Origin of the sequence: Streptococcus sp. HMSC062B01 (assembly GCF_001811085.1) — a bacterium.
GTDB classification, from domain to species: Bacteria; Bacillota; Bacilli; order Lactobacillales; family Streptococcaceae; genus Streptococcus; species Streptococcus gordonii.
Genome location: NZ_KZ672807.1, coordinates 137807 through 164244 on the forward strand (window position 1 = coordinate 137807; position 26438 = coordinate 164244).

Sequence of the window (26438 nt, forward strand, 5' to 3'; positions counted from 1 at the left end):
GGTAAGCCACTGCTGATAGAACCGAAGTCCGTCAAAAGAGTTTAAGACCTTCAAAAATCAATTTCAAAGAGTATCAGATTTAGAATTGAATGCTTAAGTCCACAGCGTTTTCAACTGCTGCTAGGAATTCATCGCTTTCAATCAGCTCAGAGGCCTTGTTGAGCTCTTCATAGATTTCGATGTCCTTATCAAATTCGATAAAGCGGACATGTTGACGGAAGAGGTCGTAGGCTGGTTTGGTTCCCTTGCCCAGTTCATGGTTTTCTGGTTTCAGATCTAGAGCTTGGCAGGCTGCCATGATTTCTGTTGCCACGATGCGGCGAGAATTCTTGAGAATCTCAGCTGCCTTGCGTGCTGCGGTAGTTCCCATGCTGACAAAGTCTTCTTGGTTTTCACAAGATGGGATAGAGTCTACGCTGGCTGGATGAGCCAGAACCTTATTTTCAGAAGCAAGAGAAGCACAAGCATATTGGGTAATCATAAAGCCAGAGTTGAGTCCTGGGTGTTTGACCAAGAAGGATGGTAGCTTGCTCAGTTGGCTGTTAACTAGACGTTCTACACGACGTTCAGAAACATTTCCGATTTCAGAAATAGCGATACCGAGGAAGTCAAATGGCTGAGCCATTGGTTCGCCGTGGAAGTTACCGCCTGAGATAACATGACCTTCTTTGGTGATGATAGGGTTGTCTGTAACGGAGTTGATCTCAATCTCAACCTTGGTCTTGACATAAGCGATAGAGTCCTTGCTTGCACCGTGAATCTGCGGGATACAACGCAGTGTGTATGGGTCTTGAACACGTTGTTGAGTAGCTACGGTCGTATTGCCACTGCCCTCTAGAAGGTTGCGGATATTCCGGGCTGTAGCTAGTTGACCGCTCTGAGGTCGAATGGTATGTAAGTCTTCTTCAAATGGACTAGTAATACCATTGTGGACTTCCATAGAAAGAGCGCCGGCGACATCTGATAATTTAAGCAATTGGATGGCATCATAGGTAGCCAGAGCTCCGATACCTGTTAGGACAGTCGTACCGTTAATTAGCGCCAGACCTTCTTTGGCAGCTAGAGCAATTTTTTCAATCCCAGCCTTGTCCAAAGCTTCTTGGCCAGAGAGCAATTGGCCTTGATAGTATGCGTGGCCCAGTCCTAGCATAGGAAGAACCATGTGAGCCAATGGAGCTAAGTCACCAGAAGCGCCCAAAGAGCCTTTTTCTGGAATGAATGGCACGACGCCTTTATTGAGCAGTTCCAGAAGCTTTTCGACAGTAGACAGACGAATACCAGAGTAGCCTTTTACCAGAGAATTAATCCGGATTAACATGATAGCACGGACTGCGTCTTCTGGTAGGGGATCACCAAAGCCTGAAGCGTGGGTACGGATCAGATTTTCCTGTAGTTGAGTCGTATCTTCTGGTGAGATACTAACGTTGCAGAGAGATCCAAATCCAGTTGTAACACCATAGACCACCCGTTTTTCACGAACAATGTCGTCCACGATTTTACGGGAAGCTTCTACAGCTTTCTTAGCTTCTTGGTCGATTTCGCAGGTAGCTCCATGACGGGCTACTGCGATCACATCTTCTAAAGTAAGGTGTTCGCCATCCAAATTTATTACATGTGTCATACGATTTATTCTCCTTTTATTCAAGAACTTTATTTTCACAAATCAGTACAATATAGATATAGTATACTGCACTTGCGATAAGGACACCTATGAGACCATAGATATAGTTCATTGGGTTTTCACCCCAAATCATGACAAGGCTGACTAAGACTGCTAGGATTGGGATTACTGGGCCAAATGGAACGCGGAAGACTACTTTTTTATCTGGATATTTCTTTCTCAATACCAAAACGGCTAGAGCAGTTGGGATGTATTGGAAGAAACGGAAGACTACGCTGAGAGCTGCTAATACTTCAAATGTTCCTGTAAAGAGCAATGCGATAGCTAAAACTCCTGAGATGATGATAGCAAAGATAGGTGCGTTTTTAGAATTGGTTTCAGCAATTTTTTTAGGCAACATACCTTCATTGGCAATAGCTGCTCCAAAACGCGGTACCATGATGGATTCACCGATGTTGAGGCCGGCAATAGAAATAAGGGCTCCAATAGAAACGATCCATGCCCCAGCAGGGCCAATCATTTCAACAAAAGCGTCTTGCACAGAAGCATCTGTTTGTAGGATACGGCTACCTAGCATAGCAATGGTTCCTGCAATAATGAGCATGTAGAGAACAGATACAATGCTGATAGACCCTAGAATAGCACGTGGGACATTCTTTTCTGGATCGCGCATTTCACCAGCAACGATAGACATGGTTTCAAAGCCGATAAAACCATAGAAGATATAAATAGCTGTACTTGAGATAGCCTTCATGATATCTGCGCCAGGTTCTAGCTGAAGGAAGGGAGTAAAGTTTCCTTTGTCGATTCCACCTTTGATGAAGAAGATGGCACATGCTGCAAATGCAATGATTGGAATCAACTTAGCTACGGTTGCAGCTAGTGTGAAAAACTTAGAGGTCTTTAAACCAGCAATATTCATCAAGCTGAGCAAGACAATTAAAGTGATACTAAGGATTAGTTCATAAGGGGTAAAAGCTGGGAAGGTAATGACAAAGAGTCTTGCAAATCCTGCAGCCATAGCGGACCAAGCGATGATGGTAACCGCCCAACCCAGAAAGCCTACGTTAAATCCGACAAAGTTACCAAATGCTTCCTTGGCATATTGGAAGGCTCCACCATTTTTATTGAAATAACCTGCAGTTTCTGCCAAGCAGACTGCTAGCAGAATAACAAGGAGAGCAGTCCCTAACATGACAGCTAGAGAAGCAGGTCCAAGTCCTTTATAAATTTTTTGCGGTAGAAGGAAGATACCAGAGCCGATAACGGCATTAATACCATAAAGAGTTGCACCGGCAAAGCTGAATTTCGCTTTTTCCTGCTCTTGTGTGTTGAGTTTTTTTGCATCCATAATAATGTTTCTCCTTTAGAGATATGAGGATCCCTTCCAAGTAAAGATAGGGTGGTGGCAAACCAATCTTGGAGCATCACTGTATCTTTACTTAGCGGGGATGTGGTTTAAACCAGCCCAAATGGCAAGAGGAGAGCCTTTAGATTGGTTACATGAAAACATTATATGCAGCTCAGTTTCCTGAGTCTCTTTTTCCACTATCAGAAAATTTCCTTCCTCTATATCAAGTGGTGGAAAGTTATCTCCAATCACTGTTAGATTTGTCAAAGCATAGATAAATTGAATCTCTTCGTCTCGTATGAGAACTTGCTTATTGGAGACGGCAATCATCTGTCCCTGATAGTGGTTGCTGTAGATTAAGTTAAAGTCGGTACAAGTCCCGCGACTTGTGATAGAATCACTCCCTTCGAAGAAATAGGGGGTAAAGGGATCTAGAGCCGTTTCCTCTTGCCTACTAGCATTGAGCAGGCGAAGAGGATGATCTAGGCTCATAAGAATGCGGTGAAAGCCACTGAGGTCAGAAAACTCACTTTCAGCCGCTTCCACAGTTGCTGTTGAGAGTCGATAGTCAAATTCCCGCTGGCCATAGTCGCCGGTGGACGGGGAAAGATAAAGTTGTTTTGTCTTTCCCCCCGACCAATCGGAAACTTGAAAATCGTTTGATTTTAGAAGGGTTACATTTGTCATTTTTGGTATTTATTAGAACAAACCGCTGATATTGCCGTCTTTGTCAACATCAATCTTTTCGCTAGCTGGCACTTTAGGTAGTCCCGGCATGGTCATGATCGCACCAGTCAGAGCAACGATAAAGCCTGCACCAGCAGAAACTTTGAGCTGGCTGATAGTCACAACAAAGTCTTTAGGTGCGCCCAGTTTCTTAGCATCGTCTGAGAAGGAGTACTGAGTCTTGGCCATACAGATAGGATAGTTGGAGAAGCCCAGCTCTTCCAGTTGTTTGAGCTCACGTTTAGCGGCAGGAGTCAGGCGAACGCCCTTGCCTCCATAGACCTTGGTAACGATCTTGTTCAGTTTGGTTTCAATGGAGTCTTCTTCATTATATACAAATTGGAAGTGATTGTCTCCTTCGGCCAATTCAACGACTTTTTCAGCCAACTCTTTACCGCCGGCCCCGCCATTTGCCCAAACATCGGAAATCACTACGTCAACTCCCCGTTTTTGGCAGGCATCATAAACTGCTTGCAATTCTGCTTCGGTATCCAGCGGGAATTTATTGATGGCAACGACTGCTGGCAATCCATAAACATCTTGAATGTTTTCCAGATGTTTTTCTAAGTTTGGCAGACCATCTACAACGGCTTGGACATTTTCTTCAGCTAGGTCGCTCTTAGCCACACCACCGTGCATCTTGAGAGCGCGGATGGTAGCAACTAGAACTACAGCTGCTGGACGAAGTCCAGATGTACGACACTTGATATCAATGAATTTTTCAGCACCTAGGTCAGCACCGAAACCAGCTTCTGTGACAGCATAGTCGCCATATTTGAGAGCCAGCTTGGTAGCTAGGACACTGTTACAGCCGTGGGCGATGTTGGCGAAAGGTCCGCCGTGAATCAAGGCTGGTGTGTGTTCCAGAGTTTGAACCAAGTTTGGATGGATAGCGTCTTTGAGCACAGCAGCCATGGCGCCACCAGCTTTCAAGTCCTTGGCAGTTATTGGCTTACCTTCAAAGCTGTAGCCAATGATGATTTTTTCCAAACGGTTCTTGAGATCAGTGATATTTTCTGACAGACAGAGAATAGCCATAACCTCAGAAGCAACTGTGATGTCAAAACCATCTTCACGTGGAACACCGTTGACCTTGCCTTGCAAGCCGTCCACGATGTGGCGTAGTTGCCGGTCATTCATATCCACTGCCCGCTTCCAAGTGATGCGGCGAGAGTCGATGCCTAAGGCATTGCCATGGTGGATGTGGTTGTCAATGAGGGCCGCCAGCAGGTTGTTGGCAACACCGATGGCATGAAAGTCACCAGTGAAGTGGAGGTTGATATCCTCCATCGGCACAACTTGAGCGTGCCCACCGCCAGCAGCTCCACCCTTGATACCAAAGACAGGTCCGAGTGAAGGCTCCCGCAGAGCGATAACGGCTTTTTTACCGATAGCAGCCAAAGCATCGACCAATCCGACAGAAGTAGTGGTCTTGCCTTCTCCGGCTGGTGTCGGAGAAATAGCTGTCACGAGAATCAGTTTACCGTCTGGTTTGTCTTTTAAGGCTTCTAGTTGGCCGGCACTGATTTTTGCCTTGTAATTTCCATAAAGAGACAAGGCATCTTCAGCAATTCCTAGCTTTTCTGCCACCTCTTTGATGGGCTTCATTTGAACCGAATTCGCAATTTCAATATCTGATAAAACCATATTGTTACCTCTTGAGAAAGGAAGTCCATTCATGGAAGAGAGTGGACTTCTCTTCCGTTTATCTATTAGACGACTTTCAAAATTTCTTGATAAATTTCATCTGCTAGAGCGCAGCCTTTTTGTAGGAGCTCTTCACCCTTGCTGTGGTAGTCTGCGACGAATGCTTCATCCTTAACACCTGACAGGTTGATGAGGACATTGAGCCAAGCTCCTTGCAAACCAGCCTTAAGGTTGAGAGCTGCGACTCCCAGGTCGCTGGCAGCATTGGTATTGGACTTGCCAACAGCCTTTTGAGTTGTTTGCAGGGCAGCCAAGATGTCTTCCATCATGCCATAAGGTGACTTGGTCGCTTCCTTGAGGGCTTGTTGCATCGCTTCTCGACGGGCAGCCTTATCTTCCTCTGTTTCCTTAGGCATATCAAAGACGGCGGAGACTAGATTGAAGGCTTCAGTGTCCTTGTCAATAGCTGCGAGCAGCCTTTCTTGGAGTCGAGCACTTTCTGCGTGCACTTGAGCAATTTCTGCTTCAAATTCTGCGTATTTTTTCTTACCAAGGGTTAATTCGCAGACCATCTTAGTCAGGGAAATACCGTTCGCTGCTGAAAGAGCAGCGGCAGAGCCACCTCCTGGTGCAGGAGCATCTGAGCCTAGGACTTGGGCAAATTCTGTCAAACTTAAATCTACTAATTTCATAGGTTTCTGTCCTCCTAGCCCAGCAAATGGTTTTCCAGAACTTGCTTACCGTAGTCAAAGTCTTCGATTTGCAGATAGTATTCTGCTGCGTCAATCAAAGCCTTGGCTGGAGCCAAACCGATGACTTCTGAGCCGAGGATTCCAACTCCGTAGCGCTTAGCTTCAAAGCGAACAGTTTCAAAAACACGATAGAGTGGGAATTTTTCCAGATTGACCATGTTGATAGAAACCTGAGCAATGTTGCGGTCTTCCAGCATAACACCGATTGCTTTACAGTACTTGTAACCACCGCTTGATCCACGGATGATTTTGGCAATATTGTTGGCAATTTCTAGATTGTCTGTATCTAAGTTGATGTTGTAGGCGATGAGCGGCATTCTAGCACCAACAGCAGTGACACCAGCAGTTGGGTGAATCTTTCTTTCACCATAGTCAGGAGCCCAGTCAGGTTCCAAGAGTTTTTCTGGCATGCCTTCAAATTGTCCTTTACGAACCTTAGCCAAGTTCTTACGCTCTGGACGAGTCGCTGCATCTTCATAGAGGAAGATAGGAATACCGAGCTCACGGTTGATCCGCTCAGATACGGTCTTCGCAATTTCTACGCATTCCTCACTTGTGATGTCCTTGATCGGTACAAAAGGCAGGACATCAGTTGCGCCCATACGAGGGTGTTCACCCTGGTGCTTGGTCAAGTCAATATTCTCAGAAGCGTATTTAACCAAACGGAAAGCAACTTCCTGAATGTTTTGATCATCACCGACCAAGGTAAAGACGCTGCGGTTGTGGCTGGCATCAGAAGAGTGGTCCAAAAGTGTTACGCCTGGCACGCTCTTAGCAACTTCCACTAGACCGTCAATGACCGCTTGGTTGCGGCCTTCAGAAAAGTTAGGAATGCATTCAACAATTTTTGCCATAAGATATTACCTCGTGTTATATGTTATTAAAATTACAAAGTGAATAAAGTAGAGCTTCCAGCTTAGCTAGGAGAGAGGCCTAGCTAAGCTTAGAAGTTGGGGGACAAGTTTTTCCTATTCGAACAATTTCTTAACAGATTCTTTGACCAAATCTTCGTCAGTTAAGTACGGAATGGTGATGTGGTCAGTTCCTTGGTGGAGACGGTTGTATTCGATAGCTGTCTCAATAGCATGCTCATTACGTGCCCAGTTACGACGAGCAACTCCTCCGATTGTATCCCAAGCGATAGCAGATTTGATGATTTCATCAATGCGTTCGCTGCCGTCTAGAACCAAGCCAAAACCTCCGTTGATCGCTTTACCGATACCAGTTCCGCCACCGTTGTGGAGAGCTACTAGACTCATACCGCGAGCTGCGTTACCAGCGTAACATTGCACGGCCATGTCGCAAGTAACATTAGAACCGTCCTTAATATTGGAAGTTTCACGGAATGGAGAGTCAGTACCAGATACGTCGTGGTGATCACGGCCGATCATGACAGGACCAATCTTACCTTCGCGTACTAATTCATTGAACTTGAGGGCGATATTGACGCGTCCCATACAGTCTTGGTAGAGGATCCGAGCCTGAGTTCCAACAACCAACTGGTTCTTTTCTGCATCGCGGATCCAGTTGTAGTTGTCGCGATCTTGGTAGCGACGGTTAGGGTCGATCACTTCCATAGCTGCATGGTCAGTAGCGACCAGGTCTTCGTGTTTACCGCTCAGACATACCCAACGGAAAGGACCATAACCATAGTCAAAGAGCATTGGCCCCATGATATCTTCTACATAAGATGGCCAGATAAAGCCGTCTTTATCGTCAAAGCCATTCTTAGAAATTTCCTTGATGCCAGAGTCATAGACTGCTTTCATAAAGGCATTACCGTAGTCAAAGAAGTAGGTACCGTTGCTAGTCAGGGTCTTGATCGCTTTGAAGTGACGTTCCAAGGTTTGGTCAACCAGCTTAGCAAAGCTTTCCTTGTCTTCAGCTAGGAGGCGAGTCCGTTCTTCAAAGCTGATACCAGCTGGACAGTAGCCACCGTCGTAGACATTGTGGCAAGAAGTTTGGTCAGATAGTAGGTCTACATGGATATTGTTCTCGTTGACGTATTCCAAGAGGTCTACAATGTTACCATGATAGGCGATAGAAGTTGATTCACCAGCTTCCAGAGCTTTCTGAGCTAGCTCGATTGCTTCTTTTGGACTTTCGGCTAATTGACTAATCCAGCCTTGGGAGTGACGAGTTTCAATCCGAGATTGGTCTACTTCAGCTACGATTGCCACAGCTTTAGCAATTTCGGCCGCTTTCCCTTGAGCTCCACTCATACCGCCCAGACCAGAAGAGATAAAGAGTTTGCCAGTTAGGTCACCGTCATCAGCTACACCCAGTTTCAAACGTCCAGCATTGAGGAGGGTGTTGAAAGTACCGTGGACGATACCTTGAGGACCGATGTACATCCAGCCGCCGGCTGTCATTTGACCATAGTTGGTGACACCCATTTCTTCTGCAATTTCCCAGTCTTTCATATTGTCGTATTCACCGACTAAGAGACCATTGGTGATGATGACACGAGGAGCTTCTGGTTTAGATTTGAAGAGACCAACAGGGTGACCAGATTCTACAACCAAAGTTTGATGGTCGGTCATCACTTCCAGATATTTTTTAATCAAATTATACTGCATCCAGTTAGCGCAGACAGATCCAGTTTCCCCGTAAGTAACCAATTCATAAGGATAGAGGGCGATTTCAAAGCTCAAGTTGTTGTCAATCATGACCTGCATAGCCTTAGCTGCGGTACAGTTTCCTTTATACTCGTCAATTGGTTTGCCATAGATACGTTCTTTTGGACGCCAGCGGTAGCCATAAATCCGTCCGCGAGTTTTTAACTCTTCTAAAAATTCTGGAATCACTTCTTCGTGGAATTTTTTTGGAATATAGCGAAGAGCATTTTTTAGAGCGATTTCTGTTTGCGCCTGAGTGAGACGGAAGCCCCGGTCAGGTGCACGTCGGATGCCTTCTTGGAAAACCGTTTTTTCAGGCAAGACATCATCTAATTTGACGGTCATTGCTGCTGCAATTTCATTTTCACTAAAGTATGACATGAAGATTCCTCCTTATTAAGTCAAGTATAAAATATGTTTCGACCTTATTTTATAAGACCCCCGTCCATAAAAAGTCAAGAAAAGAACATAAAATAGAAAAAAAGAATTTTTCCTATTTTTTAAAAGCTTTTGACTATAATTTGACGATAGTGTATTATGATGAAAAGCAAGTAAAAATGTTAGAAATAAAATGGAGGAAGAAACATGACTGCTGATTTACTATTAACTCACTTTAATCAAGTCTTTTGTCCTAACGATCTTGGGCATCCCCTTTTCGGAGCGGAGATGAAGGAAGCTCGAGTGTTAGAAGACGGCTACATTGCAGTCAAAGACGGCAAAATCTTAGCTGTAGGCAGCGGAGAACCAGATGCTAGTCTGATTGGACCGGATACTAAGATCCAGTCTTATGAGGGTAAGATTGCTACGCCCGGCTTGATTGACTGTCATACTCACTTAGTCTACGGCGGTAGCCGGGAGCATGAATTTGCCAAGAAATTAGCCGGTGTTCCTTATCTGGAAATTCTTGCTCAAGGTGGCGGAATTCTCAGTACAGTTCGAGCAACGCGAGAAGCTTCTTTTGAAAATCTGTACGATAAATCTAAGAAGTTATTGGACTATATGTTGCTTCATGGGGTGACAACGGTTGAGGCCAAGAGTGGCTATGGTTTAGATTGGGAAACAGAGAAGCGTCAGCTAGATGTTGTTGGAGCTTTGGACCGTGACCATAATATTGACCTAGTTTCAACCTTTATGGCTGCCCACGCCGTTCCACCAGAATATAAAGGACGTTCTCAGGAATATCTGGAACTCATCGTTGAGGAAATGCTGCCTCGGGTAAAAGCAGAAAATCTAGCTGAGTTCTGTGATATTTTCTGTGAAAAAGGCGTCTTTACAGCTGACGAGTCACGCTACTTACTTTCTAAAGCTAAGGAAATGGGCTTCAAGCTTCGTATCCATGCTGATGAAATCGAGTCTATTGGTGGGGTAGATGTAGCGGCTGAGCTAGGAGCAACCAGTGCGGAACACTTGATGATGGCGACAGACGAAGGTATTCGCAAGATGGCAGAAGCTAAGGTTATCGGGAATCTTCTGCCGGCAACTACCTTCAGTCTGATGGAAGATACCTATGCACCAGCCCGCAAGATGCTGGAAGCTGGTATGGCTATTACCCTGACCACCGACAGCAATCCAGGCTCTTGTCCGACAGCTAACCTGCAGTTCGTTATGCAGCTGGGCTGCTTTATGATGCGTCTGACGCCAGTGGAAGTCCTCAACGCTGTAACCATCAATGCGGCCTACTCAGTTAACCGTCAAGATAAGATTGGTAGCTTTGATACTGGCAAGCAGGCTGACATTACCATCCTAGATGCTAAGAATATTGACTATCCACTTTATTTCTTTGCGACTAACCTGACCCATCAGGTCTACAAGGCAGGAAAACTAGTTGTCGATCAAGGAAGAATTGTTTAAGCTTTCTAAAAACGAATCGTATTTTTCAGACTCTCTCTGGTGACAGGGAGAGTTTTCTTTTGTAGTGTGTCAGATCTTAAGAAGCTTTGTTTCGTAAGTGAGAAAGAAATAATCTTAGGATCAGTTCTAACAAAAGTTTCAGACTCTCTTTTTTCAAAATTAGACATAAAAAGACCACTCAGTTTGAGTGGTCGTGATGATTATAAGTTTTTTACTGCTGCTATTGCCGCATCATAGTCAGGTTCAGTGTTGATATTGTCGACATATTCGGCATAGGTCACAGTGTTGTTCTCATCCAGAACGAGAACTGCGCGGGCCAAAAGGTGCCATTCATTGATGAGGACAGCGTAGTCGCGACCGAAAGAATGGTCGAAGTAGTCAGATAGCATAACAGCATTCTCAATGCCTTCAGCAGCGCACCACTTGCCTTGTGCAAAAGGCAAATCAACTGAAACTGTGATAACAACGGTATTGTCCAAGTCAGAGAGTTCTTGGTTGAAGCGACGAGTCTGAGTCGAGCAGACACCAGTATCGATAGATGGGATGATGCTCAGAACTTTCTTTTTGCCAGCAAAGTCAGCCAGAGTTTTCTTTGATAGATCCGTTGCTGTCAGGCTAAAATCATGGGCTGTGTCGCCTACTTGCAGTTGTTTTCCAGTAAAGGTTACAGGATTTCCAAGAAAAGTTGTCATAAAAGTCTCCATTCATGTTTGATAGCTTCATTGTACTCCGAATAAGTATTTTTTTCGAATAATTTGACTGGAAATTTGAGAGCGCCTACATCTCAGCCCAATTTTTTCTTTGCATAAATAAAAAGGTTAGGATTGCTTCCTAACCTTTTGTTATTATTTGGCCAATCCTTCAGAAATTTTATCCAGATTGTATTTCATCATGCTGTAGTAGCTGTCTCCATCTTCGCCTTTTTCAGCGATTGAGTCAGTGAAGATTTTAGCGTAGATTGGGATATTTGTGTCTTTAGAAACAGTCTTCATCGGACGGTCGTCTACACTTGATTCGACAAAGAGAGATGGGACTTTGGTCTTGCGCAGTTTTTCAACTAAGCTTTTAATTTGGTCTGGAGTCCCTTCTTCTTCGGTGTTGATTTCCCAGATGTAGGCCGATGGCACATTGTATGCCTTAGAGAAGTATTTGAAGCAACCTTCACTGGTCACAATCATTTTCTTTTCTTCTGGGATGTTGTTGAATTTCTCTTTGGCTTCCTTATCCAATGCAGTTAGCTTTTCTACATAAGCTTTGAGATTTTTCTCGTAAGTAGCCTTATTGTCAGGGTCTTTTTCAATCAAGCGTTTGGCAATATTTTGCGCATAGATGATCCCATTTTCCAAGTTTAGCCAAGCATGAGGATCTTCTTTTCCTTTTTCATTTTGGCCTTCTAGGTAAATGACATCAACGCCTTCACTGACAGCATAGTAGTCCTTGTTTTCTTTCTTCTGGGCATTTTCTACTAATTTAGTGAACCAAGCATTACCACCTGTTTCAAGGTTGATACCGTTGTAGAAAATGAGGTCAGCCTTAGAAGTCTTTTTGACATCTTCGGGCAGAGGCTCATATTCATGCGGATCTTGACCGACAGGGACAATACTGTGCAGATTGATTTTATCGCCAGCGATATTTTTTGTGATATCTGCGATAATTGAATTGGTTGCAACGACATTTAGCTTGGAAGAGCTAGAGTCAGAACTGCTTTTTTGACTAGAGCAGGCCGCTAGCCCTACAATAGCCACTAAAAGCAAAACTAAATAACGACATTTTTTCATCAGAAAAAATCCTCCATAAATTAATTTTATTTACTTTTTCTTTTTAAATACCGCTGTTTAGGAGCGATAAAAAAGGAAACCAAAAAGATCAGAGCAGAGGTTAGCACAATGCTGGAGCCAGCTGCAACATTAAAACTATAACCGATGAAGAGGCCTAAAACAGATGCACCAGCCCCCAAGGTAGATGACAATAAAATCATGGTCTTGAGACTCTTGGCATAGAGATAGGCTGTCGCAGCTGGTGTAATCAGCATGGCCACAATCAGAATCGTTCCGACACTTTGCATAGCTGTGACAGAAACCAAAGTCAAGAGAATCATCAGCAAATAGTGGTAAAAATTAACCTTCATTCCCATAGCTTGGGCCAAAAGCGGGTCAAAGGACGTCAGCAAAAGTTGCTTGAAGAAAATACTAATGACCAGCAGCACCAAAATACCCACGCCAATACTAATCCACATATCAAGGTCTTGTACCGCCAAGATATTCCCAAAGAGAATATGGAAGAGGTCGGTCGAACTCTTGGCAACGCTAATCAAAATGATCCCCAGAGCCAGGAAGGAAGAAAAAGTAATTCCGATAGCCGTGTCACTTTTGATAATAGAATTGCCCTTGATATAAGTGATAATAATGGAAGCTAGTAAGCCAAAGGTAATGGCACCGATGAAGAAATTAATCCCCAAAATAAAAGACAGGGCCACACCGGGCAGCACCGCGTGAGAGATGGCATCCCCCATGAGTGACATGCCCCGCAGAATGATAAAGCAGCCAACGGCACCGGCCACCACTCCAATCACAATGGCTGTAATCAAAGCATTTTGCAGGAAATGAAAGTCATGTAAGCCTTGAATAAATTCCTGAATCATCCTAGGCACCTCCATTCATAAAGAGCTGAGAGCCGTAGGTCTGCTGCATATTTTCTTTGGTGAAGGTACTCTCGGTTGATCCGAAAGCGACGACTTTTTTGTTAAGTAGCAAGACCTGATCAAAATAAGCGACCACCTTGCTCAAGTCATGGTGGACAATCAAAATCGTCTTCCCGTCTTTTCTTAGCTGACGGAGTGTTTTCATAATAATCTCTTCGCTGACCGAGTCAATCCCAACAAAAGGCTCATCAAGGAAAATATAATCCGCTTCTTGGACTAGGCAGCGCGCAATCAAGACCCGTTGGAATTGACCGCCAGACAGTTGACTGATTTGACGTTCAGCAAAATCCTCTAAACCAACGATTTTTAGAGCCTGGTTGACCTTGTCCCAGTCAGAAGTCTTTAATCTTTGGAAAAGCTTTATCTTAGGATAAAGCCCAAGAGAAACACACTCTTTTACCTTGATAGGAAAGTTATAGTCAATATTGATTTTTTGTTCTACATAGGCAATTCGTTTTAGTTCTTTGTCTAAGGGCTGACCATCCAGTAAAGCTTGGCCTTGGTGGTCGACGATTCCCAATAAACCTTTAATAAGGGTGGATTTTCCAGCTCCGTTTGGGCCGATAATCCCTGTAATAGTAGGGCCTTTTATAGTTACGTTTGCCTTATCTAATGCCAGCTGGCCCTGATAGCTGACACTTAGGTTTTGTATCTCAATCATGTATATCACCCCCCACTGTATTAATATACCTTAACATAAAAATTAAGTCAAGTTAATTTTGCAAAATATGGGAAATATTTAACAAAGATTTGAAAATCAAAGCTATTTTTGATAAGGTTATATCAAAAGTATGAAAGTGAGAAAAAGATGACACGACTGCAAGATGATTTTTATGATGCAATAAATGGCGAATGGGCCAAGACAGCTGTTATTCCCGACGATAAACCAGTTACAGGTGGCTTTATGGACTTGGCTGAGGAAATTGAAGATCTCATGCTCTCTACGACTGACAAATGGTTGGCTGGCGATGGAGTACCAGAAGATGCTATTCTGCAGAACTTCGTTGCTTACCATCGCCTAGCAGCGGATTATGACAAGCGGGAAGCAGCAGGGACTGAGCCTGCGCGTGCTTACATTGATGAAATTCGTAACCTAGCGTCTTTTGAAGACTATGCTTCAAAGATTGCAGACTTTGAGCTGGCTGGTAAGCCGACTTATTTCCCCTTTGGTGTAGCGCCTGACTTTATGGATGCTCGGATTAATGTTCTCTGGGCGGATGGACCGGGCACTATTTTGCCAGATACGACCTACTATGCGGAAGACCATCCGCAGAAAGCAGATCTGCTTGCAAAATGGCGAAAGGCACAGGAAGATTTGCTAGCAAAATTTGATTTTACTGAAGAGGAAATCAAGGATATTTTAGACAAGGTTTTAGAGTTGGATGCTGTTTTTGCTCAGTATGTTCTTTCTAATGAAGAGAGCTCTGAGTATGCTAAGCTCTACCATCCTTATAAGTGGGACGATTTCAAAGCCTTGCTACCAGAGTTGCCTTTGGCAGATATTTTTACCAAGTTAATCGGTCAAGAACCCGACCAAGTCATTGTTCCTGAGGAACGCTTCTGGAAAGCAGCTAAAGATATTTATACAGCTGCAAACTGGGATAAACTTCACGCTTTGCTAATTCTCTCTGCGGTTCGCAATACAACCCCATATCTAACGGATGACATCCGTGTTTTAGCAGGTGCTTATCAACGTGCTTTATCAGGAACTCCTCAAGCTCAGGACAAGAAAAAAGCTGCCTATTACCTAGCTCAGGGGCCTTTTAATCAAGCGATCGGTCTTTGGTATGCAGGTCAAAAGTTCTCACCAGAAGCTAAGGCAGATGTGGAGCAGAAAGTGGCAACGATGATTGAAGTTTACAAGAACCGCCTAGCTCAGAATGACTGGCTAACACCAGAAACTCGTGACAAGGCCATTGTCAAACTCAATGTTATCAAGCCTTATATTGGTTATCCAGACGAGCTTCCTGAGCGCTATTCTCGCAAGGTTGTGGACGAAAATCTGACGCTCTTTGAAAATGCTCAGAAGCTGAGCCAGATTGATATTGCTTATAGCTGGAGTATGTGGAATCAACCAGTAGATTACAAGGAATGGGGTATGCCAGCTCATATGGTCAATGCCTACTACAATCCGCAGAAAAATCTGATTGTCTTTCCAGCAGCTATCCTGCAGGCGCCTTTCTACGACCTGCACCAGTCTTCATCAGCTAATTACGGTGGTATTGGAGCGGTCATTGCCCATGAGATTTCTCATGCTTTTGATACCAATGGTGCTTCCTTTGATGAAAATGGTAGCCTTAATAATTGGTGGACGGAGCACGACTATCAAGCCTTTACTGAACGGACTCAAAAGGTCATTGACCAGTTCGAAGGACAGGATTCCTATGGTGCTAAGGTCAATGGTAAGCTGACTGTTTCAGAAAACGTGGCAGATCTGGGCGGTATTGCAGCAGCCTTGGAAGCAGTCAAGAAAGAAGCAGATTTCTCTGCTGAAGAATTCTTCACCAACTTTGCTCGTATCTGGCGGATGAAGGGTCGAGAAGAGTACATGAAACTTCTGGCAAGCGTCGATGTCCATGCGCCAGCCAAGCTTCGGACCAATGTGCAGCTGCCTAACTTTGACGACTTCTTTACGACCTTTGATGTCCAAGAAGGAGATGGCATGTGGCGAAGCCCTGAAGATCGTGTGATTATTTGGTAACAAACAAGTCATAAGAAGACGTAAAAACCTGACTGGAGGAGCTTCAGACGAAGTTCTTTGGTCAGGTTTTTATTTGTAGCTGTAGAGATAAATTTTGATAATCAAATTATGCTATAATAGGAAATATCTGGAAGAAGGAGAGCCTGATGTGGAATTTAAGGAAGAGCTAGGACAGAAAATTCAATCTCTAAGAGAAGAAAAAGGCTTGAGTCGTCTGGCGATTTGTGGGGAAGAAGACATTTTGACAACGCGGCAACTACAGCGAATTGAAAAAGGCCAGTCTCTGCCTACCATCGCGACAGCTCTCTATATTGCTGAGCAACTGGAAGTATCACTGGATACACTAGCAAATAGAGAGCGATTAGAGTTACCGTCTGGCTATTTTGAATTGAAGTATCGCTTGGAAAAGCTATATCACTATGGCGATGGAGAACGTCTTCAACAGAGAGAAGAGCTGATCGAGGAAATCTATCGGAAGTATTTCGATCAGCTCCCTGAGGAAGAACAACTTTATCTTCAGATTAAGCAGGCCAAGAACGATATGGTTTTAACGGAAAATATTGCCTATGATCAAGGCTTAATAGATGAATATCTGGATCAGGCTTTGGCCAAAGAAAAGTTGACGGAAATGGATCTAGAAATCATTGATTTACGCCTGTTGGCGCTTGGTTTGAAAGATTTTGACAAGAAGGAGTTTACTTGTTTGCTAAACAAGTTACTTGAGGCGGTAGCTGATTATCCGACCAATGGATTGGAAAAAATTCAGGCCAGAATCATTTTTGCGGCGGGGGTCTTGTCTCACTATCAAGAATATGACCGACTACCCGAAATATTAAGAGTCCTAGAAGAGCTGATGTTGAGGAGAAACGACTTTCAAGATCGTGTCTTTAGCTATGCGCTTCAGTGGAAAATCGCCCTCTTCTTGGAAAATAATCTCGAAAAAGCTGAGGACAACTATCAAAAGGTAAAGTTAATGCTAGAGCTATTGCCAGAAGATGTCCTTAAGGAGAATATGAGACTGGACTGGGAGCAGGATATAAGCCGCTATAGTAAAATTGATGAATAAGCAACAGAACTCTGTGAGTCTAGGAACTCATAGAGTTTTTTAAATAGGACATGAATGTCCTCACACTTCGGTTAAATGATCTCTTATAATAGTGGGAGTAGAAAAAAGAAGTTACTTCTTCTTGAGGAAGGAATTTGGGAAAAATGGAAATTAGATTAAAAAATATTAAGAAAAACTATGGCTCCTTTGAAGCCTTAAAGGGAATTGATTTAGTTTTGGAAGAAGGCAAGTTCTATGGTCTTCTTGGGCCCAATGGTGCTGGTAAAACGACTCTCTTTAATCTCCTCATTCAAAATTTCAAACAAAGCTCAGGAGATATTAGCTGGGAAGTTGACGGGCATCCTCTATCCGTAAAAGATTTTTATCGCCATATCGGAATCGTTTTTCAAAGCAATCGTTTGGATGAAAATTTAACAGTAGAGGAAAATTTGGTATCTAGAGGTGCCTTGTATGGCTTATCTAAGACCAAGGTCTTGGAGAGGATGAAGGATTTACAAAACTATCTAGATGTTGCATCTATTAAAAATAAAAAATATGGGAGCTTGTCAGGAGGGCAGAAACGTAAAGTAGATATTGCTCGTGCTCTGCTACCTCGACCATCACTTTTATTGCTGGATGAGCCAACCACTGGTCTAGATCCGCAATCTCGACATGATTTATGGAATGCCATTCATCAGTTGAATAAGAAAGATAATATGACGGTAGTTCTCATCACTCACTATTTAGAAGAGATGGCTGGATGTGATATTCTACATGTTTTAATTTCTGGGAATCTTTATTGCTCAGGAGATATTGCTACTTTTATTGAAAAGCATTCAACAACTAACTTGAATTTGCTTTTAAAAGAAGGGCAGTCTGTAACATCACTATCGATATCACAATTTATGAACAAAAGTCAAGTTTTGTCAGAAAGAGAGATTGTTTTTAAAGATGTTTCTGTTGAAGAAATGATGGAAATTATTTCTGAAAACCAAGATAAGTCTATCATTGAAGCATTTAATGTGGAATATTCAAACTTGGAAGCAGCTTATTTGAATTTATTAAAAGAAACAGGAGGAGAAATGAATGTTTGAGCTAATTTCTAGAAATAGGAAAGTATACACGAGAGATCGTTTGGCGTTTTTCATGTCATTCTTGTCAGTTATTATTTTAATTTTAGTCTATCAAGTCTTTCTAGGCCAAATCCAGATTGATGCCATTAAGGAAGCATTAGGTAGCGACACTGCTTCGAGCGATACGATTAAGATGGTAAACTATTGGTTGATATCAGGTTTGACGACGATTGTTTCTATGACCAGTACTTTAGGAGCGTTTGGAGTAATGGTCTCAGATAAGGAAAAGAAACTGAGTGAAGATTTCAAGGTTAGTCCCATTTCTAATTTCAAGGTTGAACTATCCTATGCTATTTTTGCAATCCTATTTGGGATGATCCTCACCATGTTCTCTTGTGTCTTTGCGATTGGGATTTTCAACGGTTTTAGTTCACTTCTAGATTATTCGGCTATGGACTATCTAAAGATTTTTGGAATTGTTAGCTTATCAACAGTCTTATCAGCTACTATGGTTCTTCCTGTATTAGCCTTTATTCGAACAAGTTCAGCTTTTACCACTTTGAGTTCAATCGTCGGTACCTTTATCGGATTTATTTCAGGAGTTTATCTTTCTATCGGATCAGTTGGGGAAACATTGCAGCAGGTTATGACTTGGTTTCCTATGACACAAGTGAATGCACTTTTAAAACAAGTTTTGATGAAAGACTCAATTGCTCAAGTATTTGATAGTGCTCCACCTTCGGTGGTAAATGAATACAAGGAATCCTATGGAGTAGTATTGCAGAATGCTAGTGGGAATCATCTTTCTAATCAATTCATGCTAGTTTATATTTCAATGATTATTGTTGCTCTATTAACACTCCACTTTTTTATTAAAAAGGTTAAGAAATGAAAGGGACCTCAGCTAAAATTGTATAAAAGTGAATGCATATACAAAAAACCTGTTTAGGGTTCCCTAAACAGGTTTTATAGTTCTTTGATCTCTTTCATATAACCAGCTGTAATGATACCAGCGGGGAGTGCAACAATTGCAATTCCTAAAAATGAAGAGATCATTGTAATGATTTTTCCGGTAGTTGATATCGCGTAAATGTCCCCATAGCCAACCGTAGTCAGGGAAATCGTTGCCCAATAAAGGGCATCAAAAAAGGTAAGGAAAGTACTAGGCTCTACGTTGAAAATGACAAGGGCGGAAACAAAGATATATCCAAGTGCTAAAACCCCTACAATAATCAGACTGTCTTTCTGTTTTTTTAAGACATTTGTCAAAATCAGAATGTTCTTGGAATAGCGGAAAAATTTAAAGATACGCAGGGTACGAAGCATACGTAAAATCTTAAATAGGCGCAGACTGTCATTTAACAAAAAGAGTGATGGTAAAATGCAGAGCAAATCAGCCATAGCCAAGAAAGTAAAAGGATAGAGGAGGAAAGAAATCCGTCCTTTCTGTAATTTATAATCGGCAGTGACAAGCCTAAGAACATAGTCAATAATAAAAATAATCGTTGTTATAAGATCAAGCCAAATGAAGATTCCTGAATGACTTTTTGAAGTTAGAGGAATTAAACTGACAATGATGGCCAAGATCATAAAAATATCGTAGGCTTCTTCAATAAAACTTTCCTGCTGATGGGGCTCAATAATCTGAAACAAAGTCTTTCTCATAATCATAGATCTCCCTTATTCATATGAATTTAATTTTAATTCTATCTGTTTTTAAAGATAAGTCAAGGTAAATCAACAAAGATTTTCCCCATTCTCCATTTTTAGCGTCTTTCAAAATCCTTTGAGAAAGTTACTATAAAAATGAAATTCAAGCTCATATCATATTTATATAAATGAGGTTGCTTTTGAGAAAAATATACAGTAAGAATCCGGATTTGGATAAATAAAAGCAAAATAGAAAACAAGCCACCTTTCAACTATAAGGCTGACAAGGCGGCTTGTTTTTTTGGTGAGATTACCAGATGTAAGGAAAAACTCGGTATCTAACCTTTTGGCAATATGCTTCGTAATTTTTTCCAAAGTGATTACCTAAGGCTTTTTCTTCTACTTTAAGCCGAATGCTATATCCTACCACTAGTAAAATAAGACAGATAATGATTGTAAAAGGATTTAGTGAAGTAATCGATAGGCCAAGGATAGACAAGATACTGCCAGTATAAGCAGGATTTCTCACAATAGCATAAGGGCCATGGTCTACTAATTGTTGACTATCGGTTGTTTGAACGGCCAGTGTGAAGTTTTTTCCGAGATAATTGACCGCATAGATCCGCAATACGAACCCTGCTAGGGAGATGAGGATTCCAACATAGATCAAAAAAGGAGGCAATTGAGCTATAGAAGGTAGAAGTTGTTCATTCATTAATAGAAGACAACAAACAACACTACCAATAATGATGTAGCGACTTCCTTTGTCTGCAGAATCATTTACATTGTTTGACTTAGTTTTATTTTTAATCCACATTTCTGTGCTAATAAAAATAACAAAGAAAACATAAGTGAAAATAGTTTGTAAATTCATGATTATTCCTCCGGTCAGAATTATACACCTTTTAATTTTGGAGGTCAATCAAAGATTAACGCTTTAGAAATGGCTTATAGTTTTTATCGGTGAAAACTGGATTCCGTCTTTCAAAATCCTTTGAAAATGGTATAATAGTAACATCACAAAAGTTGGAGATAAATATGAGTACTTATAATCATAGAGAAATCGAGCCTAAGTGGCAAAAATACTGGGCAGAGCACCATACATTTAAGACTGGTATGGACAAGGACAAACCTAACTTTTATGCGCTTGACATGTTTCCTTACCCATCAGGAGCGGGGCTCCATGTAGGGCATCCGGAGGGCTACACGGCGACAGATATCCTCAGCCGCTATAAGCGGGCTCAGGGCTATAATGTCCTGCATCCTATGGGCTGGGATGCCTTTGGTTTGCCAGCTGAGCAGTACGCTATGGATACGGGGAATGACCCGGCAGAATTTACAGCGGAAAACATTGCCAACTTCAAACGTCAAATCAATGCGCTTGGATTCTCTTACGACTGGGACCGTGAAGTCAACACAACAGATCCAAACTACTACAAATGGACTCAGTGGATCTTCACCAAGCTTTACGAAAAAGGCTTGGCCTATGAAGCCGAAGTACCAGTAAACTGGGTAGAAGAGCTGGGAACGGCTATTGCCAATGAGGAGGTTCTACCAGACGGCACTTCTGAGCGCGGTGGTTATCCAGTTGTCCGCAAGCCTATGCGTCAGTGGATGTTGAAAATCACAGCCTATGCAGAGCGTTTGCTCAATGACTTGGAGGAGCTGGACTGGCCAGAGTCTATCAAGGATATGCAGCGCAACTGGATCGGCAAGTCAACCGGTGCCAATGTAACCTTCAAGATTAAGGACACAGACAAGGACTTCACCGTCTTTACGACTCGTCCGGACACCCTTTTTGGTGCGACCTATGCTGTTTTGGCTCCAGAGCATGCTCTCGTTGATGCCATTACAAGTGCCGAACAAGCTCAAGCAGTTGCAGACTACAAACATGCAGCCAGCCTCAAATCCGACCTGGCTCGGACTGATCTAGCTAAGGAGAAGACCGGTGTCTGGACAGGAGCTTATGCTATCAATCCTGTCAATGGCAAGGAAATCCCAATCTGGATTGCCGACTATGTGCTTGCAAGCTATGGAACAGGGGCTATCATGGCCGTTCCTGCCCACGATGAGCGCGACTGGGAGTTTGCTAAGCAGTTTGATTTAGAGATTATTCCGGTTCTAGAAGGTGGCAATGTTGCTGAAGCTGCTTATACAGAAGACGGTCCGCATATTAACTCTGGCTTCCTAGATGGCTTGGACAAGGCTGCCGCTATTGAGAAAATGGTTGCTTGGCTGGAAGCGGAAGGTGTCGGAAATGAAAAAGTCACCTATCGTCTGCGCGACTGGCTCTTTAGTCGTCAGCGCTACTGGGGTGAGCCGATTCCAATCATTCATTGGGAAGACGGGACTTCAACGGCTGTTCCAGAAAGCGAATTGCCACTTGTCTTGCCTGTAACCAAGGATATCCGCCCATCTGGTACCGGTGAAAGCCCTCTGGCTAATCTGACTGACTGGCTGGAAGTGACTCGGGAAGATGGTGTTAAAGGACGCCGTGAAACCAACACTATGCCTCAATGGGCTGGCTCCAGCTGGTACTACCTGCGTTACATTGACCCGCATAACAATGAGAAATTAGCAGACGAAGAGCTGCTCAAGGCTTGGCTGCCAGTTGATATTTACATCGGAGGTGCAGAGCATGCCGTGCTCCATCTTCTCTACGCTCGCTTCTGGCACAAGTTCCTCTATGATCTTGGAGTAGTACCTACCAAAGAGCCTTTCCAGAAACTCTTTAACCAAGGGATGATTCTTGGGACTAGCTACCGTGATCACCGTGGAGCACTTGTGGCGACTGACAAGGTAGAAAAACGTGATGGTTCATTCTTCAACATCGAAACGGGAGAAGAATTAGAGCAAGCACCTGCTAAGATGTCTAAGTCTCTGAAGAATGTGGTCAATCCAGACGATGTAGTAGAGCAATATGGTGCCGATACACTGCGTGTCTATGAAATGTTCATGGGTCCGCTGGATGCATCTATCGCTTGGAGCGAGGAAGGTCTGGAAGGCAGCCGCAAGTTCCTGGATCGGGTTTATCGACTTCTTAACTCTAAGGAGCTGGTCACTGAAAATAGCGGAGCATTGGACAAGGTCTACCATGAAACAGTCAAGTCTGTCACAGAGCAACTTGAGGAGCTCAAGTTTAACACAGCCATTGCCCAGCTCATGATCTTTGTCAATGCAGCCAACAAGGAAGAAAAGCTTTATGTCGAATATGCCAAAGGTTTCATTCAATTGCTAGCGCCTTTTGCACCGCACTTGGCTGAAGAACTCTGGCAGGCAGTCGCTCAAACTGGTGAGAGCATTTCCTATGTAACTTGGCCAACTTATGACGAAAGCAAACTGGTCGAAGCAGAGGTCGAAATCGTAGTTCAAATCAAGGGTAAAGTCCGTGCTAAGCTAGTCGTAGCCAAAGACTTGAGCCGTGAAGAATTGCAGGAAATCGCTCTGGCGGATGAGAAAATCAAGTCTGAAATCGCCGATAAAGAAGTCGTGAAAGTGATTAGTGTACCGAATAAACTTGTTAATATCGTTGTGAAATAAACTTCTTAACCTCAGAATGTCGTTTCTGAGGTTATTTTTTTATCGTTCACTTTTATTAAGGCTAACAGCTGTGGAAGTTTATCGAACTGGTATCAGAAAGCCCTGTCCACGCTTCTTCTTTCACCTTGGATGTGGTATAATAGCTGAAAAAATTGTGTAAAGGAAAGAAGCTAATGGGAAAAATACAGTCAAGTACAATTTCGGCATCAGATGCAATCAGTGAGTTAGTTGATCTTGATACAAGTAATGCGCAAAATCAACAAGTTGAATTTTCCTATACGACTGGAATTGCTGGGATGGAAGCTGGCCGTCAGGCCTGCAATCAAATGTTGCAGGCTGTCAGTGATTTCAGCTCAGCTGTTCTAATCCAGGCCAATAAAATTCCAGAGATTGCTGCTAAAATAGAAAAACGCGACATAGAAGAAGCCAAGCGCTGGGAGAGTTAAGATGAAAACTGATAAAAGTGAAAAAGAACGTCAGGAATTCCATGAGAAAATTTTACAAGTAGAGCAAAAAGAAGATGAATTTATGCTTCTCAAACGTCAATATGAGAATTCTCTGGGGAATTTTGCAACAGATTTTCAGTATTTAACGACTCAAATGGAAACTCTGCTTTATGAACACCCGCAAAATGCTACTACTCTCAGTCGAGATTTAGCGGATACTCAGTCTCTTATCCAACAGGTCAAGAATTATGTGGATGTTCAGATGGATGAACTGGAAAAGGTCAGTCGTCAAACAAGAAATGCTATGGAAGAAGAGCGAGAAAAACTGATTAAAGAAAGGAATAGTCTGCCGTGGGAGTAAAATATAGTGCAACGGATTCTGCCCAGCTGATCCAAGCAATGGGCAATAATTTGCAAATCGCTAATCAAGTCACAGATCGGCTGTCAAGTGGTTGTGATCACTTGGTTGCTTCTCTAGAATCAGGTGAACTTCAAGGTGCAGCTTATACAGCTGGTAAAGGCCTATTTACTGAGATTATCATCCCTGCTATAAAGAAGCTACAAGAGGCTATTGATGATATTCAGGGAGAGCTTGCTTCCTATAAAAGTGCTGATTCCGAGGTGGCTGGATATGGTGAATTGGACTTGGATCTACTGAAGGAACAGCTGAAAATAAAAAAAGAGCAGCTAGAAAAGGTAGAAAAGCAGATTGCAGATAATCAAGATTTTTTTCGTAATGCAGGAGCTTTGCTGACAGGTAAGCTGGGAGACCTTTTATCTCAGACATCTGCTTTAATGGAAGTTGAAACTCAACTAAATATCGGTATTCGAGAAATTCAAGAAAAAATAGATAAACTAGAATGGTTTGTGGCTCAGGTGTCTCAGTATTTCTCAGATAGCCTGCAGGTCTTGGGCTTAGCTATTCAGGGGGCAAGTCAGCTCAGCCAGATATTGCTGGATAGCGATGGTAATTATTCAACTGAAGGCTTGAATATGAGTTGGGTAGAAGAAATCAAAAAGGCAAAGATTCAGACTATTTCAAAGAGTGATTATCGAACACCGCAAGAACAGGCCATAGACAAGGCTGTCAAAGATATGAAGTTATCCGGTGCTGCTGAAATCTATTACCGAGGAAAGCTCAAGGAGAAGCTGAAGGGGAAGCCGCGTTCGGAATGGAAGAAAATAATTTCAAACTTTAATAAAGATCTTAAGACAGAAAAAGGGGACAATCTACTGGATGTGTTCGATATGTCCCGAGCTGAGCTTGAGGAAAAGTATGGTGACAAGATTCAGGCCTATGAACATTTTTTAAACACGGGATATACTGATGTATCTATTGCAACTATGAGTCAGGATGCTCTTAAATTGATTATGGCGAGATATGACCAAGTAAAAAGTGATCATCTAGGCTTGAGTCCCACAGAATTAGCTAAGGTTGATCCAGCTTTTAAGAAAAAAATAGATGGTATGAGCCAAGAGGAGATAGAAAAAGAATTTCCTGAGCTCAAAAATGCCATTTCCCAAGCTCATGTAAATCCATATAGCGGTTTATTCATGTCAGAAACTGAGAGGGCTAATCGCAGCTATGCAATTGATCGTTACTTCTTAATGGATAGTCAGAAATTACTTAGCTGGCGCGACCCCAATTACACGGCGAAGTTCAATCATTACATCCTTGAAGAAGGGATCAATCCGATTACACTTGAGCCAGCAACAGCCGAAGAAATCCAAACAGCTGAATGGTATAATCGCATCCATCCTATCACTGAAACACTTAGCTGGGGAACTGCCTTGTATTCTGCTTATGTGGGGTATAACCAGTATTACAATAAGCCTTATACAACAATCCCCGAAGCTTTTGGTAAAGGGAAAGACTGGATTAAAGGGAAAATTCCAAGTGTGGGGAGTCAGCCGGTGGTTGAGATTAAAACCTACAGTATGGATGATTTAGCGAATCTTAAGCACACAGAGAACTTTACTGAGAAATCTAAGATTCACATTTTTGAAGGTGATTTAAATAGGAGAGGACAAGCAGGTGGCTATCATTATGATATGGTAGAAGGGACTTCTGGAAATATTATCGAAGGTACGAAAGGACCCGCCTTAAATGATGCTGGGGTTTATGAAGCGAAAGTTGAAGTAAATGGAATTCTTAAGAAAGCTAATGGAGGGAACTCAACTTTCTTCCCTGACCATATGAGCCCTCAGGAGGTTGTAGATGCCATTAATGAGGCATATGAAGCAAGGGTATTTGACACTAACTCAAGAAACATTTATGAAGGTATAAGTAAGAATGGAATGAAAATTACGATGTATTTAGACTCTGAGAAAAAGATTATTTCAGCTTTTCCTAGCAGTAAATAAATAGAAAGATATAGGACGTAACAAATGTTAAAAAGACAATATGGAATATTTAAATATCCTGACGGTGATATTAGATTATCGATAAAATTCTTGGATGAAAACTATCAAACTTTAGGTGAGTTTTTTATCATTGAGGTTAATACTTTTTACCCTCACATTTATAAAGAATTAGAGGCGGTTGTTACTGGTCAAAAAGAAGAGTCAGACTTTGGCGGTAATATGCTAAATATTGATATAGGTAAAGAAGAAACAGAAGTATACTATCAAATGGATGATGAAAGTCTTGGGGAACCTTGCTTTATTTCAACTGATGAACTATATAAATTGGTTTTAGAGTGGAAAGAAATGGAAG

23 protein-coding genes are annotated in these 26438 nt (G+C 42.5%); 10 read left to right on the plus strand and 13 right to left on the minus strand.

Features of this window, described 5'->3' with window-relative positions; genetic code table 11:
* Positions 1 to 79 precede the first annotated feature (79 nt).
* From hutH to HMPREF2780_RS11080, 7 genes are all read right to left on the minus strand, one after another.
* Positions 80 to 1621, minus strand: a complete 1542-nt coding sequence (gene hutH, locus HMPREF2780_RS11050) for a histidine ammonia-lyase (protein WP_012130845.1) — start codon at positions 1619 to 1621, stop codon at positions 80 to 82.
* 16 nt (positions 1622 to 1637) lie between these two features.
* The gene (locus HMPREF2780_RS11055) at positions 1638 to 2972 is read right to left on the minus strand and encodes an APC family permease (RefSeq protein WP_061596736.1); all 1335 of its coding nucleotides are present in this window, start codon (positions 2970 to 2972) and stop codon (positions 1638 to 1640) included.
* 87 nt (positions 2973 to 3059) lie between these two features.
* Positions 3060 to 3659 (minus strand): HutD family protein, encoded by a 600-nt coding sequence (locus HMPREF2780_RS11060; RefSeq protein WP_061596738.1) that lies wholly within the window; start codon positions 3657 to 3659, stop codon positions 3060 to 3062.
* 12 nt (positions 3660 to 3671) lie between these two features.
* Positions 3672 to 5345, minus strand: a complete 1674-nt coding sequence (locus tag HMPREF2780_RS11065) for a formate--tetrahydrofolate ligase (protein WP_061596740.1) — start codon at positions 5343 to 5345, stop codon at positions 3672 to 3674.
* A gap of 65 nt (positions 5346 to 5410) precedes the next feature.
* Positions 5411 to 6037: a cyclodeaminase/cyclohydrolase family protein gene (locus HMPREF2780_RS11070; protein ID WP_105026628.1), complete on the minus strand. Its 627-nt coding sequence runs from the start codon at positions 6035 to 6037 to the stop codon at positions 5411 to 5413.
* A 14-nt stretch (positions 6038 to 6051) separates the two neighbouring features.
* On the minus strand, positions 6052 to 6951 hold the full coding sequence (gene ftcD / locus HMPREF2780_RS11075) for a glutamate formimidoyltransferase (protein WP_002903832.1): 900 nt from the start codon (positions 6949 to 6951) through the stop codon (positions 6052 to 6054).
* Positions 6952 to 7065: 114 nt separating this feature from the next.
* Complete coding sequence (locus tag HMPREF2780_RS11080) at positions 7066 to 9096, minus strand: urocanate hydratase (protein ID WP_008809790.1); 2031 nt, start codon at positions 9094 to 9096, stop codon at positions 7066 to 7068.
* A 204-nt stretch (positions 9097 to 9300) separates the two neighbouring features.
* Here HMPREF2780_RS11080 and hutI point away from each other — a divergent pair, with 204 nt between their 5' ends.
* Positions 9301 to 10566 carry an imidazolonepropionase gene (gene hutI / locus HMPREF2780_RS11085; RefSeq protein ID WP_060553863.1) on the plus strand — a complete coding sequence of 422 codons (1266 nt, stop codon included), beginning with the start codon at positions 9301 to 9303 and terminating at the stop codon, positions 10564 to 10566.
* Positions 10567 to 10766: 200 nt separating this feature from the next.
* Here the strand turns inward: hutI and tpx are convergent, their stop codons facing one another.
* The 4 genes from tpx to HMPREF2780_RS11105 form a co-directional block, all read right to left on the minus strand.
* Positions 10767 to 11258 (minus strand): thiol peroxidase, encoded by a 492-nt coding sequence (gene tpx / locus HMPREF2780_RS11090; RefSeq protein WP_012130838.1) that lies wholly within the window; start codon positions 11256 to 11258, stop codon positions 10767 to 10769.
* 153 nt (positions 11259 to 11411) lie between these two features.
* The gene (gene scaA / locus HMPREF2780_RS11095) at positions 11412 to 12344 is read right to left on the minus strand and encodes a metal ABC transporter substrate-binding lipoprotein/adhesin ScaA (RefSeq protein ID WP_105026629.1); all 933 of its coding nucleotides are present in this window, start codon (positions 12342 to 12344) and stop codon (positions 11412 to 11414) included.
* A 26-nt stretch (positions 12345 to 12370) separates the two neighbouring features.
* A complete protein-coding gene (locus HMPREF2780_RS11100; RefSeq protein ID WP_061582746.1) occupies positions 12371 to 13207 on the minus strand; it encodes a metal ABC transporter permease in 837 nt (278 codons plus the stop codon).
* 1 nt (position 13208) lies between these two features.
* Positions 13209 to 13928: a metal ABC transporter ATP-binding protein gene (locus HMPREF2780_RS11105; RefSeq protein ID WP_012130835.1), complete on the minus strand. Its 720-nt coding sequence runs from the start codon at positions 13926 to 13928 to the stop codon at positions 13209 to 13211.
* Between the two features lie 147 nt (positions 13929 to 14075).
* On the opposite strand from HMPREF2780_RS11105, the gene HMPREF2780_RS11110 reads away from it, so the two are divergent.
* The 4 genes from HMPREF2780_RS11110 (at position 14076) to HMPREF2780_RS11125 (ending at position 18978) form a co-directional block, all read left to right on the plus strand.
* On the plus strand, positions 14076 to 15968 hold the full coding sequence (locus HMPREF2780_RS11110; RefSeq protein WP_105026631.1) for a M13 family metallopeptidase: 1893 nt from the start codon (positions 14076 to 14078) through the stop codon (positions 15966 to 15968).
* A 148-nt stretch (positions 15969 to 16116) separates the two neighbouring features.
* The gene (locus HMPREF2780_RS11115; RefSeq protein WP_082307386.1) at positions 16117 to 17034 is read left to right on the plus strand and encodes a helix-turn-helix domain-containing protein; all 918 of its coding nucleotides are present in this window, start codon (positions 16117 to 16119) and stop codon (positions 17032 to 17034) included.
* 143 nt (positions 17035 to 17177) lie between these two features.
* Positions 17178 to 18107, plus strand: a complete 930-nt coding sequence (locus HMPREF2780_RS11120) for an ABC transporter ATP-binding protein (RefSeq protein WP_048777669.1) — start codon at positions 17178 to 17180, stop codon at positions 18105 to 18107.
* The gene (locus HMPREF2780_RS11125) at positions 18100 to 18978 is read left to right on the plus strand and encodes an ABC transporter permease (RefSeq protein WP_082307387.1); all 879 of its coding nucleotides are present in this window, start codon (positions 18100 to 18102) and stop codon (positions 18976 to 18978) included. Before HMPREF2780_RS11120 ends, HMPREF2780_RS11125 begins: the two co-directional genes overlap by 8 nt.
* A gap of 74 nt (positions 18979 to 19052) precedes the next feature.
* Here HMPREF2780_RS11125 and HMPREF2780_RS11130 read toward each other — a convergent pair whose 3' ends face one another.
* Together HMPREF2780_RS11130 and HMPREF2780_RS11135 are read right to left on the minus strand one after the other, a co-directional pair.
* Positions 19053 to 19751 carry an ion transporter gene (locus HMPREF2780_RS11130; RefSeq protein ID WP_172858953.1) on the minus strand — a complete coding sequence of 233 codons (699 nt, stop codon included), beginning with the start codon at positions 19749 to 19751 and terminating at the stop codon, positions 19053 to 19055.
* Between the two features lie 295 nt (positions 19752 to 20046).
* Positions 20047 to 20610, minus strand: a complete 564-nt coding sequence (locus HMPREF2780_RS11135; protein WP_048777655.1) for a methyltransferase family protein — start codon at positions 20608 to 20610, stop codon at positions 20047 to 20049.
* Between the two features lie 164 nt (positions 20611 to 20774).
* Here HMPREF2780_RS11135 and leuS point away from each other — a divergent pair, with 164 nt between their 5' ends.
* From leuS to HMPREF2780_RS11160, 5 genes are all read left to right on the plus strand, one after another.
* The gene (gene leuS, locus HMPREF2780_RS11140; RefSeq protein WP_105026632.1) at positions 20775 to 23276 is read left to right on the plus strand and encodes a leucine--tRNA ligase; all 2502 of its coding nucleotides are present in this window, start codon (positions 20775 to 20777) and stop codon (positions 23274 to 23276) included.
* A gap of 173 nt (positions 23277 to 23449) precedes the next feature.
* Complete coding sequence (locus HMPREF2780_RS11145; RefSeq protein WP_045504297.1) at positions 23450 to 23722, plus strand: hypothetical protein; 273 nt, start codon at positions 23450 to 23452, stop codon at positions 23720 to 23722.
* 1 nt (position 23723) lies between these two features.
* A complete protein-coding gene (locus tag HMPREF2780_RS11150; RefSeq protein ID WP_048777651.1) occupies positions 23724 to 24083 on the plus strand; it encodes a hypothetical protein in 360 nt (119 codons plus the stop codon).
* Complete coding sequence (locus tag HMPREF2780_RS11155) at positions 24074 to 26086, plus strand: EndoU domain-containing protein (RefSeq protein ID WP_105026633.1); 2013 nt, start codon at positions 24074 to 24076, stop codon at positions 26084 to 26086. The genes HMPREF2780_RS11150 and HMPREF2780_RS11155 overlap by 10 nt, the downstream gene beginning before the upstream one ends.
* Positions 26087 to 26110: 24 nt before the next feature.
* The coding region (locus HMPREF2780_RS11160; RefSeq protein WP_105026634.1) for a hypothetical protein at positions 26111 to 26438 on the plus strand (328 nt) is incomplete at its 3' end.

Bases quoted from the DNA above. Each gene is read 5' to 3' on its own strand.
- hutH (WP_012130845.1), bottom strand. From the start codon at position 1,621: ATGACACATGTAATAAATTTGGATGGCGAACACCTTACTTTAGAAGAT.
- HMPREF2780_RS11055 (WP_061596736.1), bottom strand. From the start codon at position 2,972: ATGGATGCAAAAAAACTCAACACACAAGAGCAGGAAAAAGCGAAATTC.
- HMPREF2780_RS11060 (WP_061596738.1), bottom strand. From the start codon at position 3,659: ATGACAAATGTAACCCTTCTAAAATCAAACGATTTTCAAGTTTCCGAT.
- HMPREF2780_RS11065 (WP_061596740.1), bottom strand. From the start codon at position 5,345: ATGGTTTTATCAGATATTGAAATTGCGAATTCGGTTCAAATGAAGCCC.
- HMPREF2780_RS11070 (WP_105026628.1), bottom strand. From the start codon at position 6,037: ATGAAATTAGTAGATTTAAGTTTGACAGAATTTGCCCAAGTCCTAGGC.
- ftcD (WP_002903832.1), bottom strand. From the start codon at position 6,951: ATGGCAAAAATTGTTGAATGCATTCCTAACTTTTCTGAAGGCCGCAAC.
- HMPREF2780_RS11080 (WP_008809790.1), bottom strand. From the start codon at position 9,096: ATGTCATACTTTAGTGAAAATGAAATTGCAGCAGCAATGACCGTCAAA.
- hutI (WP_060553863.1), top strand. From the start codon at position 9,301: ATGACTGCTGATTTACTATTAACTCACTTTAATCAAGTCTTTTGTCCT.
- tpx (WP_012130838.1), bottom strand. From the start codon at position 11,258: ATGACAACTTTTCTTGGAAATCCTGTAACCTTTACTGGAAAACAACTG.
- scaA (WP_105026629.1), bottom strand. From the start codon at position 12,344: ATGAAAAAATGTCGTTATTTAGTTTTGCTTTTAGTGGCTATTGTAGGG.
- HMPREF2780_RS11100 (WP_061582746.1), bottom strand. From the start codon at position 13,207: ATGATTCAGGAATTTATTCAAGGCTTACATGACTTTCATTTCCTGCAA.
- HMPREF2780_RS11105 (WP_012130835.1), bottom strand. From the start codon at position 13,928: ATGATTGAGATACAAAACCTAAGTGTCAGCTATCAGGGCCAGCTGGCA.
- HMPREF2780_RS11110 (WP_105026631.1), top strand. From the start codon at position 14,076: ATGACACGACTGCAAGATGATTTTTATGATGCAATAAATGGCGAATGG.
- HMPREF2780_RS11120 (WP_048777669.1), top strand. From the start codon at position 17,178: ATGGAAATTAGATTAAAAAATATTAAGAAAAACTATGGCTCCTTTGAA.
- HMPREF2780_RS11125 (WP_082307387.1), top strand. From the start codon at position 18,100: ATGTTTGAGCTAATTTCTAGAAATAGGAAAGTATACACGAGAGATCGT.
- HMPREF2780_RS11130 (WP_172858953.1), bottom strand. From the start codon at position 19,751: ATGAGAAAGACTTTGTTTCAGATTATTGAGCCCCATCAGCAGGAAAGT.
- HMPREF2780_RS11135 (WP_048777655.1), bottom strand. From the start codon at position 20,610: ATGAATTTACAAACTATTTTCACTTATGTTTTCTTTGTTATTTTTATT.
- leuS (WP_105026632.1), top strand. From the start codon at position 20,775: ATGAGTACTTATAATCATAGAGAAATCGAGCCTAAGTGGCAAAAATAC.
- HMPREF2780_RS11145 (WP_045504297.1), top strand. From the start codon at position 23,450: ATGGGAAAAATACAGTCAAGTACAATTTCGGCATCAGATGCAATCAGT.
- HMPREF2780_RS11150 (WP_048777651.1), top strand. From the start codon at position 23,724: ATGAAAACTGATAAAAGTGAAAAAGAACGTCAGGAATTCCATGAGAAA.